Origin of the sequence: Actinophytocola sp. NPDC049390, assembly GCF_044466355.1 — a bacterium.
Taxonomy (GTDB): Bacteria; Actinomycetota; Actinomycetes; order Mycobacteriales; family Pseudonocardiaceae; genus Actinophytocola.
Genome location: NZ_JBITMQ010000002.1, coordinates 859,239 through 874,583 on the forward strand (window position 1 = coordinate 859,239; position 15,345 = coordinate 874,583).

Annotated in this window: 14 protein-coding genes; 6 read left to right on the forward strand and 8 right to left on the reverse strand. The window is 70.9% G+C overall.

The features are described from left to right. Positions 1-4: 4 nt before the first annotated feature. On the forward strand, positions 5-958 hold the full coding sequence (locus ACIBVP_RS10265) for a nucleoside hydrolase (protein WP_396105725.1): 954 nt from the start codon (positions 5-7) through the stop codon (positions 956-958). A gap of 48 nt (positions 959-1,006) precedes the next feature. On the opposite strand, the gene ACIBVP_RS10270 is transcribed toward ACIBVP_RS10265, so the two are convergent. Beyond that, entirely contained in the window at positions 1,007-3,241 is a 2,235-nt protein-coding gene (locus ACIBVP_RS10270) for a tetratricopeptide repeat protein (protein ID WP_396105726.1), read from the reverse strand. A 232-nt stretch (positions 3,242-3,473) separates the two neighbouring features. Between ACIBVP_RS10270 and ACIBVP_RS10275 the strand changes: the two genes are divergently transcribed. From ACIBVP_RS10275 to ACIBVP_RS10285, 3 genes are read left to right on the forward strand one after another with little or no spacing between them, the layout of a single operon-like run. Continuing rightward, positions 3,474-4,310, forward strand: coding sequence for a peptidylprolyl isomerase (locus ACIBVP_RS10275; RefSeq protein ID WP_396105727.1), 837 nt, complete (start codon positions 3,474-3,476; stop codon positions 4,308-4,310). After that, complete coding sequence (locus ACIBVP_RS10280) at positions 4,307-5,053, forward strand: peptidylprolyl isomerase (protein WP_396105728.1); 747 nt, start codon at positions 4,307-4,309, stop codon at positions 5,051-5,053. Before ACIBVP_RS10275 ends, ACIBVP_RS10280 begins: the two co-directional genes overlap by 4 nt. A 32-nt stretch (positions 5,054-5,085) precedes the next feature. After that, positions 5,086-5,784 (forward strand): helix-turn-helix domain-containing protein, encoded by a 699-nt coding sequence (locus tag ACIBVP_RS10285; protein WP_396105729.1) that lies wholly within the window; start codon positions 5,086-5,088, stop codon positions 5,782-5,784. Here the strand turns inward: ACIBVP_RS10285 and ACIBVP_RS10290 are convergent. Further along, entirely contained in the window at positions 5,777-6,160 is a 384-nt protein-coding gene (locus ACIBVP_RS10290; RefSeq protein WP_396105730.1) for a DUF4190 domain-containing protein, read from the reverse strand. The two genes, ACIBVP_RS10285 and ACIBVP_RS10290, sit on opposite strands and share 8 nt — an antisense overlap. A gap of 71 nt (positions 6,161-6,231) precedes the next feature. Beyond that, positions 6,232-8,544, reverse strand: coding sequence for a RelA/SpoT family protein (locus ACIBVP_RS10295; RefSeq protein ID WP_396105731.1), 2,313 nt, complete (start codon positions 8,542-8,544; stop codon positions 6,232-6,234). 99 nt (positions 8,545-8,643) lie between these two features. Between ACIBVP_RS10295 and ACIBVP_RS10300 the strand changes: the two genes are divergently transcribed. Both ACIBVP_RS10300 and ACIBVP_RS10305 read left to right on the forward strand, forming a co-directional pair. After that, entirely contained in the window at positions 8,644-9,402 is a 759-nt protein-coding gene (locus ACIBVP_RS10300; RefSeq protein WP_396105732.1) for a dioxygenase, read from the forward strand. 9 nt (positions 9,403-9,411) lie between these two features. Continuing rightward, on the forward strand, positions 9,412-10,038 hold the full coding sequence (locus tag ACIBVP_RS10305; protein ID WP_396105733.1) for a VOC family protein: 627 nt from the start codon (positions 9,412-9,414) through the stop codon (positions 10,036-10,038). Between the two features lie 2 nt (positions 10,039-10,040). Here the strand turns inward: ACIBVP_RS10305 and ACIBVP_RS10310 are convergent, their stop codons facing one another. The 5 genes from ACIBVP_RS10310 to ruvB all read right to left on the reverse strand — a co-directional run bounded on the left by ACIBVP_RS10310 (position 10,041) and on the right by ruvB (position 15,345). Next, positions 10,041-10,562, reverse strand: coding sequence for an adenine phosphoribosyltransferase (locus tag ACIBVP_RS10310; RefSeq protein WP_396105734.1), 522 nt, complete (start codon positions 10,560-10,562; stop codon positions 10,041-10,043). Continuing rightward, positions 10,559-11,830, reverse strand: a complete 1,272-nt coding sequence (gene secF / locus ACIBVP_RS10315) for a protein translocase subunit SecF (RefSeq protein WP_396105735.1) — start codon at positions 11,828-11,830, stop codon at positions 10,559-10,561. The genes ACIBVP_RS10310 and secF overlap by 4 nt, the downstream gene beginning before the upstream one ends. Position 11,831: 1 nt before the next feature. After that, positions 11,832-13,697, reverse strand: a complete 1,866-nt coding sequence (secD, locus tag ACIBVP_RS10320) for a protein translocase subunit SecD (RefSeq protein ID WP_396105736.1) — start codon at positions 13,695-13,697, stop codon at positions 11,832-11,834. 163 nt (positions 13,698-13,860) lie between these two features. Further along, positions 13,861-14,247, reverse strand: coding sequence for a preprotein translocase subunit YajC (gene yajC, locus ACIBVP_RS10325; protein ID WP_396105737.1), 387 nt, complete (start codon positions 14,245-14,247; stop codon positions 13,861-13,863). A gap of 21 nt (positions 14,248-14,268) precedes the next feature. Continuing rightward, entirely contained in the window at positions 14,269-15,345 is a 1,077-nt protein-coding gene (gene ruvB, locus ACIBVP_RS10330) for a Holliday junction branch migration DNA helicase RuvB (protein ID WP_396105738.1), read from the reverse strand.

Genomic DNA, 15,345 nt, shown 5'->3' on the forward strand with positions numbered 1-15,345 from the left:
CAGCGTGCGCATCATTCTCGACACCGATCCGGGGGTGGACGACGCCCTCGCGATCATGTATCTCGCGGCCCAGGAGGACGCGGAGATCGTCGCTGTGGGTAGCGTCCACGGGAACGTCGGTGCCCCATTGGCGGCACGGAACGCCCTGCGGGTGCTGGAGCTCGTAGGCATCGACGCGCCGGTCGCGGTCGGTGCCGCCCGGCCCCTCGCCCAACCGCTGCAGACCGCGGAGTTCGTGCACGGAGCGGACGGACTGGGAGGTCACGCGGGTGCGGAACCACGCGGGACCGTGGTGTCGGAGTCGGCGGCCGAACAGCTCGTGCGGCTGGCGCGTGCACATCCCGGCGAGCTGACGCTGCTCGCGCTGGGCCCGCTCACCAACATCGCGCTCGCGGTGCTCCTCGAACCTGACTTACCCACGTTGTTACGTTCCGTGGTGGTCATGGGTGGCGCGGTGACCGTGCCCGGGAACATCACGCCGTACGCGGACGCAAATTTCTTCCATGATCCGGAGGCCGCCGATCTGGTGCTCGGCGCGGGTTTCCCGGACATGACGCTCGTCGGTCTGGACGCCACCGAACAGGCCCGCGCCGGTTCGGACTGGCTGACCGCCGTCGGCACGCTGGACAATCCGCGCGCCAGGTTCGCCAATCTGCTGTTCGAGCACTACGCGGGTTTCTACTCGCAGATGTTCGGCGTGCACACGTGCACTCTGCACGATCCGTTGGCCGCCGCCCTGCTGCTGGAGCCGAAGCTCGCCACGTACCGGGAAATGCCGCTCGCCATCGAGTTGACGGGCACCCACACGCGGGGGCAGGTCGTTTCCGACCAGCGGCTCATCGCCAGTGACGCCTACATCGCCACCAAGGCCGGGGAGGGGCGGGCGCCGGTCAAGGTGGCGGAAACCGTTGACGTGCCGCGGTTCCTGGACCAGATGTTCGAGGCGTTGAAACGTTAGTCAGACCATCGCGACCGGTGCGCTGAAGGACTCCTCCAGCGCACCGCGTCAGGTCCGCTTCGCCAGCAGGTCCTTCAGGTCCGCGGCCCGGGGGTCGCCGAGCTCGTCGAAAATGGCGACCGCCGCCCGGAGGCATTCCCGCGCTTTCTCCGGCTGGCCCGCGTCGTTCAGCGCCAGGCCCTGTTTGTGCAGGGTCTCGCCCTCACCCCAGCGGTCACCGAGTTCGCGGCGCAGCACCAGCGCGCGTCGCAGGAAGTCCAGGGCCTCAGCGGGGCGTTTCAGCTCCGAGTACGTGTCGCCGAGCTTGACCAGGGTGTAGCCCTCGCCGTAGCGGTCCTCGATGTCCCCGAACAGGTCCAGCGCTTCCTGCAGTGCGCTGACCGCGCGCTCGTAGTCGTGCAGTGCGCGGCGCGCGTCGCCGATGTTGGCCAGCGCGATGCCTTCGCCGTGGCGGTCGCCGACCTCGCGGAAGATGTCCAGCGCGTGCCCGAAGTGCTCGGCCGCCACGTCGAACTTCGACTGGTCGAACCCGATGAAGCCGACACCGGTCAGCGTCCACGCCTGGCCGACCCGGTCACCGATGTCCACGCGGATGGCCAGGGCCTCCTCGAAGGTCCGCTTGGCCTCCTCGACCCTGCGCAGCTCGCGGTAGGCGATCGCGAGGTTGTTCAGCACCCACGACTCGCCGTAGCGGTCCTTCGCCTCCTTCGCCCCCTGCACGCCGACCTCGTGCGCGGCCACCCAGAGGCTCCAGCGCTTGCGCAGGTGCAGGTAGTTGAACGAGCCCGCGGGCAGCTTCCAGCACGCGACGTGCTCCCCCACCGCGAACGCGATGCGGGTCGCCATCACGATGTTCGACATCTCGATCTCGCACCACTCGAGCGCGGAGTCGTAGTCGAAGTCGGCGACGTCGACGTTGAACTCGGACGACTCCAGCACCGGGTCGTGGCGTTGCGGCGCGAGCGCGTGGTTGGCGGCGTAGACGTTGTGCAGGTACCAGTCGACCATCCGCCGCAGCGCGAGCGTCCGCTCCGCCTCCGGCTCCTCGTCGGCCGCCCGTTCCGCCGCGTACACGCGTAACAGGTCGTGCATGCGGTACCGGTCGTTGCCCATGCCCTCCAGCAGGTGCACGGCCGTCAACCGGTCCATCAGCCTGCGGGCCCTGGCGAGTGGCTGGTCGGCCAGGGCGGCCGCCGCGCCGGTGCTCAGGTGCGAACCGGAGTGCAGGCCGATCAGCCGGAACATCCGCGCGGCGTCGGCGGACAGGTCCCGGTAGGACCACGAGAACACCGTCTTGACCGCCACCGAGTCGTCGGTGGACAACCCGTCCAGGCGCTGCTCCTCCGTGGCCAGCTCCTCCACCAGCAGGCTCACCGAGTGGTGGGGATGGGTCGCCACGCGCTCGGCCGCGATCCGCAATGCCAGCGGCAGGTGACCGCAGCGGTCGGCGAGCGCACGGACGGCGTCCGGCTCGGCGGCGGCGCGGTCGGCGCCGATCACCTTGCGGAGCAACGTGATCGACTCCTCCTCGGCCATCGGGCCGAGGGTGACCCGGCAGTCGCCGCGCATCTCGATGCCGGTGATGCGCTTGCGGCTGGTCACGACCACGCCACAGCCCGACGACGCCGGCATCAGCGGCTGGAGCTGCTGGGCGTCGGCCGCGTTGTCCAGCACCACGAGCACGCGCCGGTCGGCGAGCACGGACCGGTACAGCTTCGCGCGCGCCTCCATCCCGGCCGGGATGACGTCGATCTGCACGCCCAGCGCCGTCAGGAACTCCTCGAGGACCTCGTCGACGATCCTCGGGTGCCCGTCCGGTGAGTAGCCCCGCAGGTCCACGTACAGCTGGCCGTCGGAGTAGTGCTCGACGACGGCGTGCGCGACCCGCAGCGCCAGCGCCGTCTTGCCCGCGCCGGGCGGGCCGTCGATCGCGATGGTCTGCGGCGTGCCGGGGTCGCCCTGCCACGCGAGGATCTCCGTCAGCTCGTGCAACTCGGCGTCCCTGCCGACGAACGTGGCCGCGGCCGCGGGCAGCTGCGCGAGGCGCACCGGGCCGCTCGTCGACGCGGCCAGCGCGATCAGCTGGCCGTCCGCCTCGAGGACCTGGTCGCACTTGCGGGCCAGCTCGGCGGACGGCGGGGCGCCGTGCTTGATCTTCGACAGCCAGCTCGGGGTGTAGCCGATCAGGTCGGAGAGCCGGCGCCAGGACAGTCCGCGTTTGCGAAGGAGACGCTCCAGTTCCTCGGCGAACGGCGAAGTCCCGTCGTCTCGCCTGTCGTGCATAGAGCCCACCTTGTCAGTCACCGTCACCGTACGGCCACCCCCAGTATCCAGCTTCTCACCTCCACCCCCTCCGGGTCACATCCCTACGCCGGGTTTTCTGACGGGATCGCCGGGGGTCCGGGGGTCGCTCCCCACGGGATTCCCGGCTTTCGTGGACCTCCCACACGGTTCTTACCGGGGGTACCCATAGACTGCGCGCCTGGTTGACGTATCTGGTCAGGGAGGGTGCCCGGTGCCGAGCAACGAGCAGCGTCGGCAGGCGGCCAAGCGCAAGCTGGAACGCCAGCTGGCTCGCCGCGCGGAACGCGCCAAGCGGCGCCGTATCTGGGGTGTGAGCATCACCGTCGTGGCGGTGGTCGCCGCGGTCGGCCTCGTGTATTGGCTCGTGAACCTCGGTCCCGGGGACAGCGAGGCGGCCACCAACAACACCACCCCGACGGACACCCCGGCGGAGAACACCACGGACGGCGCCTGCGCGTTCAAGGAGAACCCCGCAGAGCAGTCCGACAAGAGCCCCGGCATGCCCGAGGACCCGGCCGAGACGCCGAACACGGGCACGGTGGCGGTCACGCTCAAGACCAGCCAGGGCGACATCCCGATCACGCTGGACCGCGCGAAGGCCCCCTGCACCGTGCAGAGCATCGAGCACCTGGTGACGTCGAAGTTCTTCGACGGCACCACCTGCCACCGCCTCACCACCTCGGAGGGCCTGAAGGTCCTGCAGTGCGGTGACCCGAAGGGCGACGGCACCGGCGGCCCCGGCTACACGATCCCCGACGAGCTGCCCACCGATCTCAAGCCGGCGGCCGTGGGTCAGGGCGCGGTGACCTACCCGCGCGGCACGCTCGCGATGGCCAACGCGGGCCCGAGCACCGGCGGCAGCCAGTTCTTCCTGGTCTACGGCGACTCCACGCTCCCACCGAACTACACGGTCTTCGGCTCGGTCGGCGCGCCCGGCCTGGCCACGATCGACAAGATCGCCAAGGGCGGCCTCACGCCCGGCCCGAACGGTCCGCAGGACGGCACGCCGAAGCTGCCCGTCGAGATCGAGACGGCGGCGGTCCAGTGAGCGCGCTCCGCACGGCGGCCGTGGTCGCGGCCGCCGCACTGACCCTGGCCGGCTGTGTGGCGCGGGAGAACCCGTCGACCCGGACCGGCAGCCAGGACACCCCTGTCGCCGAGGACACGGCGACGGACGCGGGTGGCGCCCCCACCGGGGGCGACTGCGCGTTCGCCCCGGACGAGTCCGGTGCGGAGCCCGTGGTCGGCATGCCGCCGGACGAGGGCCCGGTGGACGCCACGACGCTGTCGCTGTCCACGTCGGCCGGCCCGGTCACCATCGAGTTCGACGCCGACCGCGCGCCGTGCACGGTGCAGAGCATGGCGTTCCTGGCCGGCGAGGGCTACTTCGACGGCACGACCTGCCACCGCCTCACCACCTCGGAGGGCCTGAAGGTCCTGCAGTGCGGTGACCCGAAGGGCGACGGCACCGGCGGCCCCGGCTACGTCGTGCCGGACGAGTTCCCCACCGACCTGGAGCCGGTGGAGACCGAGTTCGGCTCCGCCGTGAAGTACGCGCGTGGTCTGGTCGCGATGGCCAACGCGGGCCCCGGCACCACCGGCAGCCAGTTCTTCCTGGTGTACGGCGACTCCACGCTGCCGCCGGACTACACGGTCTTCGGCACGATGGACGCGTCGAGCCTCGCGACGCTCGACGCGATCGCCGCGGGTGGTCTCACACCGGGCCCCAACGGTCCGCAGGACGGTACTCCGGTCACGCCGGTCGAGATCGAGTCCGCCGAGGTCGCCTGAGACTGTCGGTGGCCGGTGGCACACTGGGCCACGTGACCGACTACGCCGAACGGCCCAGTGCGCACGACATCCTCGCGTGCACGTGGTCGCGGTCGCTGCCGTCCGGCTCGCCGCCGACGCACGTGGTGCCCGACGGGTGTGCGGACGTGCTGTGGCACCGGGAGAACGGGCGCCTGTTCGTCGCCGGGCCGGACACGCGGGCGCACCGGACGTCGCTGTCGGCCGGTCTGCTGGTGGCGGTCCGGTTCCTGCCGGGCCGCGCCCCCGCCGGGCTCGGTGTCCCCACGTCCGAGGTGCGGGACGAGCGGGTCGGGCTGGACCTCGTGTGGCCGGCCGACCGTGTCCGGCGCCTCACGGACGCCCTGGCCGCCACACGCACGGTCGTGGCGGCGGAACGCGTGCTGGCGGACGCCGTCGCGGGGCTGGGCGCCGGCTGGGACCCGGCCGTGCCGCGGCTCGTGGCGTTGATCCGGCGCGGTGACCGGATGCGTGCCGTGGCGGACGCGCTCGGGTGGACGGAGCGGCAGCTGCACCGGCGGTCGCTGGCCGCGTTCGGGTACGGGCCGAAGACCCTGCAGCAGGTGCTGCGCTTCGACCACGCGTTACGCCTGGCCCGCGACGGCACGGACCTCGCCTCGGTGGCCTACGCGACCGGGTACGCGGACCAGGCGCACCTGGCCCGCGACGTCAACGCCCTCGCGGGCCGCCCGATGACCGCGCTGCTCAGCTGAACCCTCTGGTCACCATGAACAGCAGGCCGATGATGAGGATGCCGACGCCGATCCAGCCCAGGACGATGCCCGCGATGGCCATGCCCTCGCCGCTCTGCCCGCTGCGCCGGATCTCGTTGAGGGCCACGTAGCCGAAGATCAGCGCCAGGATGCTGCCGACCCAGTACACCCACACGATGCCCAGCACCATCGACGCGATCGCCATGCCGTTGGTCGGCCGGGCGGGCGGGTACGGGTGGTACTGGGGGTACGGGTACGGCGGCTGCTGGGGCGGCGGGTACTGCTGGTAGGGCGGCTGGGCGAGGTACGGCATGCCGGCCACGGGTGGCTCGGCGGGCTTCTGCTGCCACTCGGGCGGCGGCTCGGGCACGGTCACGGGTTCTCCCCCATCGTCACGGGCGTGGTGATGCCATTGCACCGCGCATCGGACGGGACGGGTCCCGTGTTTCAGGAAGCGGACGTCACGCGGTAGACGTCGTACACCCCTTCGACGCTCCGCACGACCTTGAGCACGTGACCGAGGTGCTTCGGGTCGCCCATCTCGAAGCTGAACCGGCTCACCGCGACCCGGTCGCGGGAGGTGGTCACCGAGGCGGACAGGATGTTGACCTTCTCGTCGGCCAGCACCTTCGTCACGTCCGACAGCAGCCGGTGCCGGTCGAGCGCCTCGACCTGGATGGCCACGAGGAACACCGACGACTCCGACGGCGCCCACTCGACGTCCACGAGGCGCTCCGGTGCCTGCAGCAGCTCACCGGCGTTGGTGCAGTCGGTGCGGTGCACGCTGACGCCACCGCCGCGGGTCACGAAGCCGAGGATGTCGTCGCCGGGCACCGGCGTGCAGCACCGCGCGAGCTTCACCCACACGTCGGACGCGCCCTTGACGATCACGCCCGCGTCGCCGGAGGCCCGGCGGCGGGTGACCGTGGACGGGGTGGAGCGCTCGGCCAGCTCCTCCTCGGCGTGCTCGACACCGCCGAGGAGCGCGACGAGCCGCTGCACCACGTGCCGGGACGAGGTGTGGCCCTCGCCGACGGCCGCGTACAGCTGGCTGACCTCGGCGTACCGCAGCTCACGGGCCAGCGCGGCCATGGAGTCGGCCGACACGAGCCGCTGCATGGGCAGCCCGACCCGGCGCACCTCCTTGGCGATCGCGTCCTTGCCCGCCTCGATCGCCTCTTCCTTGCGCTCCTTGGCGAACCACTGCTTGATCTTGGCGCGGGCGCGCGGGGACGCGGCGAACGCGAGCCAGTCGCGGGACGGGCCCGCGCCCTCGGCCTTGGACGTGAAGATCTCGACGACGTCGCCGTTCTCGAGCTTGCGCTCCAGCGCGACGAGCCTGCCGTTGAGCCGGGCGCCGATGCAGCGGTGGCCGACCTCGGTGTGCACGGCGTAGGCGAAGTCGACCGGTGTCGAGCCGGCGGGCAGCGTGATCACGTCGCCCTTGGGCGTGAACACGAAGATCTCGCGTGCGGCGAGGTCGTAGCGGAGTGCTTCGAGGAACTCGCCGGGGTCGGCGGCCTCCCGCTGCCAGTCGAGCAGCTGGCGCATCCACGCCATCTCGTCGACCTCGACGGCCTGCCCGTCGTGGGTGCCTCGGGTCTCCTTGTACCGCCAGTGCGCCGCGATGCCGTACTCGGCGGTGCGGTGCATCTCGTGCGTGCGGATCTGGACTTCCAGTGGCTTGCCGTCCGGCCCGATGACCGTCGTGTGCAGCGACTGGTACACACCGAACCGCGGCTGGGCCACGTAGTCCTTGAACCGGCCGGGCATGGGCTGCCACAGCGCGTGCACGACACCCATCGCGGCGTAGCAGTCGCGGACGTCGTCGACGAGGATGCGCACGCCGACCAGGTCGTGGATGTCGTCGAAGTCGCGGCCGCGGACGATCATCTTCTGGTTGATCGAGTAGTAGTGCTTGGGGCGGCCCTCGACCTTGGCGTTGATGCGCGACTGGTCGAGGTGTGTGGTCAGCTCGCCGGTGACCTTCTGCAGGTAGGTGTCGCGGGAGGGGGCGCGGGTGGCGACCAGGCGCACGATCTCGTCGTACTTCTTGGGCTGCAGGATCGCGAACGCGAGGTCCTCAAGCTCCCACTTGACGGTCGCCATGCCAAGGCGGTGCGCGAGCGGCGCGAGGACCTCGAGGGTCTCGCGGGCCTTCTTCGCCTGCTTCTCCGGCGGCAGGAAGCGCATGGTGCGCATGTTGTGCAGCCGGTCGGCCAGCTTGATCACCAGCACGCGCGGGTCGCGGGCCATGGCGATGACCATCTTGCGGATGGTCTCGGCCTCCGCGGCGCTGCCGAGCTGCACCTTGTCCAGCTTGGTGACGCCGTCGACGAGCCGGGCGACCTCCTCGCCGAAGTCGTCGTGCAGGTCCTTCAGGCCGTAGGAGGTGTCCTCGACGGTGTCGTGCAGGAGCGCGGCGACGAGCGTGATGGTGTCCATACCCAGCTCGCCGAGGATCGTGGCGACGGCGAGCGGATGGGTGATGTACGGGTCGCCGGACTTGCGCCGCTGCCCGCGGTGCGCCTCCTCGGCGACGTCGTAGGCGCGCTGCAGGAGGGCCAGGTCGGCCTTGGGGTGCAGTTCGCGGTGGACCGCGGCCAGCGGCTCCAGCACCTGTTTGACCGGCGCGGACCGCTGCGCGGTGATACGGCGCGCGAGACGCGCGCGTACTCGCCGCGTGGCGGACGGCGCCCGCGTGGCCGGCGGTGGCGGCGCGCTGTCGGACGCCGCTCCGGTCTCAACGTTCTGGCTCAATCGCGACTCCTCTGGCAATGAGAATAACCGCGTTCACGCTGAAGATCCGCCGGTGGGTTGATGTAGACTTGGTTGAAACTTCAACTTCAGGAGTCGATCATGTCCATGCCGGTGCTGTACCTGTCCCACGGCGCCCCGCCACTGGCCGACGACGCCGTGTGGACACGCCAGCTCGCCGACTGGTCAGCGGGCCTGCCGAAGCCCACGTCGATCCTGATGGTGTCGGCGCACTGGGAGAACGCCCCGCTCACGGTGGGCGCCACGACGACCGTGCCGCTGGTGTACGACTTCTGGGGCTTCCCCCGGCACTACTACGACGTGACGTACGCGGCGCCCGGCGCGCCGGAGCTCGCCGCCTCAGTGGGCAAGCTGCTCGGCTCCGTGCACTCCGACTCCGAGCGCGGGCTCGACCACGGTGCGTACGTGCCGTTGAAGGAGATGTACCCGGACGCGGACGTGCCCGTGCTGCAGATGTCGATGCCGTCGCTGGATCCGTCGGAGTTGTTCGAGCTGGGGCGACGGCTGGCGCCCCTGCGGGACGAGGGTGTGCTGATCGTCGGCAGCGGCTTCTTCACGCACAACCTGTCGGGCATGCAGGCCTCCCCCGACGGGACGGCGCCGTCGTGGTCGGCGGAGTTCGACCACTGGGGTGGGGAGGCGTTGGCGGCCCGTGACTTCGACGCCCTGCTCGACTTCCAGCACCGGTCGCCCTCGGCGCGGCTGGCGCACCCGCGTACCGAGCACTTCGCGCCGCTGTTCGTGTCCATGGGCGCCGCGATCGGTACGACGGATGCACCGCAGCAGGTCATCGACGGCTACTGGTACGGCCTGGCGAAGCGATCGGTGCAGTTCGACTAGCGTGGGCGGGTGACCACGCTGACCGGGCAGCAGATCGCGGACGAGGGCCTGCGCGGGTGGACCTACCTGCTGGGTGGCCTGCAGACCCGCATCCGCACCGGGGACTTCGCGACCGGCGTCTGGGTCGTCACCGCGATCGGCGCGGCGGTGGCGGGGCACAGCCCGGACATCCACCTCCGCGGCGATCACGTGGACATCCGGCTCGCCGGCGAGGGCGGGGTGACCGAACACGAGATCCGACTGGCGCGGGCCATCACCTCGATCGCCGAGGAGGCCGGGCTAACGACCGAGTCCGCGTCCGTGTCACGGCTCGAACTCGCGCTCGACACCCCGGACCACGCCGCGGTGCTGCCGTTCTGGGCCGCCGTCCTCGCGATGGAGACGGGTGACGGGGAGATCCGTGACCCCGCCGACGGCCTGCCGGTCGTGTGGTTCCAGACCTCCGGCAGCGAGGAGCCCCGCCAGCGCTGGCACCCGGACGTGTGGGTGGAACCCGCCCAGGTCCAGCCGCGCATCGACGCCGCGCTCGCCGCGGGCGGGACGCTGGTCAGCGACGAGGCCGCGCCGAGCTACTGGGTTCTCGCGGACCCGGAGGGCAACCGCGTCTGCCTGTGCACGTGGCAGGAACGCGGCTGAGCTCAGAGCACCTGCAGTGCCTGGATGTCGCAGCCGGGCAGGCGGTCGCGACCGGAGAGCGCGGCCAGTTCCAGCACCACGGACACCACCGACACCGTCGCGCCCGCGCGTTCGACCAGTTCCCGCACGCCCGCGACCGTGCCGCCGGTCGCCAGCACGTCGTCGATGACCGCGACCCGTGCACCTGCGGGCAGCACGCCGGCGGGCAGCTCCAGTGCCGCCGTGCCGTACTCGAGGGCGTAGTCGACGCGGTCCGCGACGACGGGGAGCTTGCCCGGCTTGCGGATCGGCACCAGCGCCACGTCCCGGGCCACGGCGATCGGGGCGCCCAGCAGGAAGCCACGTGCCTCGATCGCCGCCACGGCGTCGACGTCGTCCGGTAGCCGGGCGGCCATCTCGTCGATGACCGCCCGGAACGCCGGTGCCGACGCGAACAGCGGGTTCAGGTCCCGGAACAGCACCCCTGGCTCGGGGAAGTCCGGGACCGTGCGAACCAGCTCCAGAGCCGCCGCGATGTCGGTCAACGGCGGCGCTTTCCTGACGGGCGGCCGGGGTGCTTGCCGCTGGGCCTGCCCTTGCGTTGCGTCTCGGCGGCCTTCGGGTTGCGGGCCGGCACGCTGGTCGCCGCCGCCATCGCCCGCTCCTGCCGCAGCTCCGCGTCCAGCGTCTCGTCGTCGGTGGCCGGGGCGTCGTCGGCGTCGATGACCGCCGCGTCCACCGGGGCACCGGACTCCTCGCGCTCGGCGGCCTTGCGGGCCAGGTTCTCCCGCCGCGCCTTCACCCGCGCCGCCTGCTGCTGGAACTTCGGCTCCCGCATCTTCAGGTCGACGAGGATCGGCGTGGCCAGCGCGATGGACGACAGCGCACCGGCGATGATGCCGGTCAGCTGGACCAGCGCCAGGTCCTGCAGGGTGCCGACACCCAGCAGGCCCACACCGACGACCAGCAGACCGATCACGGGCAGCACCGCGATCAGCGAGGTGTTGATCGACCGCATCAGCGTCTGGTTCAGCGCCAGGTTCGCCGCCTCCCCGTACGTGCGGCGGGTCAGGCCGAGCAGGCCGCGGGTGTTCTCCTTGACCTTGTCGAACACCACCACCGTGTCGTACAGCGAGAAGCCGAGGATCGTCAGCAGACCGATCACGGTCGCCGGGGTCACCTCGAAGCCGATGATCGAGTACACGCCCGCGGTGACCACGACGTCGTGCACCAACGCGGCGAGCGCGGCGACCGCCATCCACTTCTCGAAGTACAGCGCGAGGAAGATCGTCACCAGCACGAGGAACACGGCGAGCGCGATCAGCGCCTGCTGCGAGATCTCGCCGCCCCACGACGCGCTCACCGCGCTGTCGCTGATGGACCGCTCACTCGGCTCGCCCTGCGCGTTCACCGGCTGGAACGTGTCGAACAGCGCCGTCTTCAGCTCGTCAACCTGCTCGTTGTTCAGCGTCTCCGACCGGATCTGGATGGTCGACGCGTCACCCGTGCCGACGGTCTGCACGGCCGCGGGCTCCATGTCGAGCGTCTCGTTGAACGTGTTCTCGACGGCGGAGATCGAGATGTTCCCGTTCGCACCCTGCGCGGGCAGCGAGATCCGGGTGCCACCGGTGAAGTCGATGCCGAGGTTGAAGCCCCGGAAGACGATCGACACCAGGCACACGAGGATCAGGGCCGCGAAGAAGACGTACCACCGCTTGCGCTTGCCGACCACGTCGAACGCGCCCGTGCCCACGTAGAGGCGGTGGAACAGGCCCTCCTTCTTGGCGGGCGTCTGTGCTTCGTTGGCAGCCACGTCACACCTCCTTCGCGACGGTACGGCCGGCGGCCCGCCGCTCGCTCGCCTGGCGCTGCACCGCGCCGAGACCGGACATCTTCGGGCTGGACAGGAACTTCGACCGCGACGCCAGCACGACCAGCGGATGGGTCACCAGGAACACCACGATCAGGTCCAGCACGGTCGACATGCCCAGGGTGAACGCGAAGCCGCGGACCTGTCCGACGGCCAGCACGTACAGGACGGCGGCCGCGAGGAACATGACCGCGTCGGCGGACAGGATCGTGCGCCGGGCACGCACCCACGCCCTCGGCACCGCCGAACGGAACGTCCTGCCTTCGCGTATCTCGTCTTTCAGTCGTTCGAAGAACACCACGAACGAGTCCGCGGTGATACCGATCGACACGATGAAGCCCGCGACACCGGCGAGGTCGAGGGTGAACCCGATCCACCGGCCGAGCAGCACCAGCACGGCGAACACGATCACACCGGACAGCGCCAGCGACAGGACCGTGAGCAGACCGAGCATGCGGTAGTAGAAGAGGCAGTACAGGAACACCAGTGCGAGGCCGATCGCGCCCGCGATCAGACCGGCCTGGAGCGACGCGAGCCCCAGCGTCGCGGACACGGTCTCGGCCTCGGACGAGTCGAACGACAGCGGCAGCGAACCGTACTTCAGCACGTCCGCGAGGCTCTTGGCCTCCGAGGAGCTGAAGCCGCCCTGGCCGCCGCCGGTGATCTGCGTCTGGCCGGTGATGGCGCCCTGGATCTCCGGGGCGGACACGACCTGGGTGTCGAGCACGAACGCGGCCATCTCGCCGACGTGGGCCTCGGTGTAGTCGGCCCAGATCCGGCCGCCTTCGCTCTCGAAGTCCAGCGTCACGACGTAGCCGACGCCCTCCGGGTTGGGCGCGGAGCCCGCGTCGGCGATCTCGGTGCCCTGCAGGAAGGTCGGGCCCAGGATGTACTTGGCGGTGGCCTCCTGGTCGCAGGCGACCAGCGGCCGGTCCGAGATGTCGTTGCCGACCAGCGGGTCCGGCTTGCTGCAGTCGAGCGCGGCCATGGCGGCCTGCTGCACGGTCGGGTCCGGCTGGACGGTCCCGTCGGTGCTCGGCGCGAGCTGCGGCGCCTGGCGGCACGCCCGGCCCGACTGGATCAGGCTGGCCGTGGTGACCGCGCTTTCCTTGCCCGCCGCGACGTCCTTGTTGTAGGTCTGGACGTCCGCCGAGTACTTGGCACAGGCGCTCAGCGGGTCGGCGAGCGCGGCGTCGTCGGCCGGCTGCTCGGCGGACGGCGGCGTGGACGCGTCACCCGACGGCGGGGCCGACGGCTCGGTCGTGCCCGGCTGGCCCGCCGCGGCCGGAGCGGGGCGGCCCTGCGGCGTCCCGTCGCCCGCCGACGGCTGGGTCGACTCGGACGGTGGCGTGGCCGCACCGCTCGAGGGCGGCGTCGACGGCTCGGTCGACGCGGGTGGCTGCTGCTCCTCCTGCGCGGGCGGTGTGGCGGCCTGCGGCTGCCCGATCACCGCGCGGAAGCGCAGCTGGGCGGTCTGGCCGAGGTCCTTGGCCTGCTCGCCCTCCTCGCCCGGCACCGTGATGATGATGTTGTTGCCGTCGAGCACGACCTCGGTGCCGCTGACACCGATGCCGTTCACACGGGTCTCGATGATCTGCCTGGCCTGGTCGAGCGACTCCCGGCTCGGCGCCTCACCGGTCTCGGTGCGGGCGGTCAGCGTGACCCGCGTACCGCCCTGCAGGTCGATACCGAGCTTGGGCTCCAGCTTGTGATCCGGCGTGGCGAAGACCAAGCCGTACAGCAGAACCACGATGAACAGAAAGAACGCCAGATAGCGTCCTGGGCGGATCTGCCCGGAGGGTGAGGCCACGGTCGGTCGGTCTCCTCGAACTACAAGGGTCGTCAGGCGTGTCTTGGTCCGTGTCTTGGCACAAGACTGCGCCCGCACCCATTACACGTGTGGGTGAGGGCGCAGCGTACCTCCCGTGACGTGAGGCCGTTGTCACACGGTCACGTCACGCTCACGCATCCCGCTACTTCTGCTTGCCGGACTCGAGCTCGGCGTCCTTGACGGCGGGCTCGTTCGTCTCGGGGTCGACGGAGTCGACGGTCTCGACCTCGTCTGCGTCCTCGAGGTCCTCGGCGTCGTCGGTCTCCTCGACGGGGCCGACCTTCTCGCGCACCGCGGCACGCAGCCACTCCGTCTCGACGCCGGGGGCGATCTCGATGGAGACGGTCTGCTCGTTGTCCGTGTCGGTCACCGTGCCGTAGAGACCCGAGGTGGTCATGACGCGGTCACCGACGGTGAGCGAGTTCTGCAGCGCCTGCTGCTGCTCCTGTGCGCGGCGCTGACGCCGGCTCATGAAGTACATCATGACGCCCAGCAGGCCGAACATCAGGAGCAGAGGGAGGAGTTCCATGGTTGTCCATCCGTGAGTTGCCTACTCTGCGGTGTGCGCAGTGTTGTTCAGGTCACTGTCGAACAGCGTAGGCGGCATCGGGCCAGGAGCGTTAACCGGGGGCAAAAGCCCCAAATGGGACCACGCCGCCGCTGTGGCGACACGACCCCGCGGAGTCCTGGCGAGCATGCCCGCCCGCACCAGGTACGGCTCGCACACCTCCTCCACCGTACTTGCCTCCTCCCCGACCGCGACAGCCAGCGTCGACACACCGACCGGACCGCCGCCGAACGACCGGACGAGCGCGCCGAGCACGGCCCGGTCGAGTCGGTCGAGCCCCAGCTCGTCGACGTCGTAGACCTCGAGCGCCGAGCGGGCGATCGCCCTGGTCACGACGCCGTCGGCGCGGACCTCGGCGAAGTCGCGGACGCGCCGCAGCAGGCGGTTCGCGATGCGGGGGGTGCCACGGGAGCGGCCCGCGATCTCGGTCGAGCCGTCGGCGCGCAGGTCGACGCCGAGGATCCCGGCCGACCGGCGCAGCACCTGGTCGAGGTCCTCGGGTGAGTAGAACTCCATGTGCGCGGTGAAGCCGAACCGGTCGCGCAGCGGTCCGGTCAGCGAACCGGACCGGGTGGTGGCGCCGACGAGCGTGAACGGCGCGATCTCCAGGGGGATGCTGGTCGCGCCGGGGCCCTTGCCGACGACGACGTCGACGCGGAAGTCCTCCATCGCGAGGTAGAGCATCTCCTCGGCGGGCCGCGCCATCCGGTGGATCTCGTCGATGAACAGCACGTCGCCCTCGACGAGGTTGGACAGCATGGCGGCGAGGTCGCCCGCGCGTTCCAGCGCGGGACCGGAGGTGAGGCGCAGCGAGCTGCCCAGCTCGGCCGCGATGATCATGGCGAGGCTGGTCTTGCCGAGGCCGGGCGGGCCGGAGAGCAGTACGTGGTCGGGCGGCACGCCGCGCTGGGTGGCGCCCTGCAGGACCAGTTCGAGCTGCTCGCGTACGCGGTGCTGGCCGACGAACTCGGCGAGCCGCTTGGGGCGCAGCGTCGCCTCGTCGTCCCCGGGGAGCACCTCGGGCGACGCGATCTCGGCGATCTCGTCCGGGTCGGTCAC

Excerpts from the sequence above, each read along its gene's own strand:
- ACIBVP_RS10300 (WP_396105732.1), top strand. The coding sequence starts at position 8,644 with ATGTCCATGCCGGTGCTGTACCTGTCCCACGGCGCCCCGCCACTGGCC.
- ACIBVP_RS10270 (WP_396105726.1), bottom strand. The coding sequence starts at position 3,241 with ATGCACGACAGGCGAGACGACGGGACTTCGCCGTTCGCCGAGGAACTG.
- yajC (WP_396105737.1), bottom strand. The coding sequence starts at position 14,247 with ATGGAACTCCTCCCTCTGCTCCTGATGTTCGGCCTGCTGGGCGTCATG.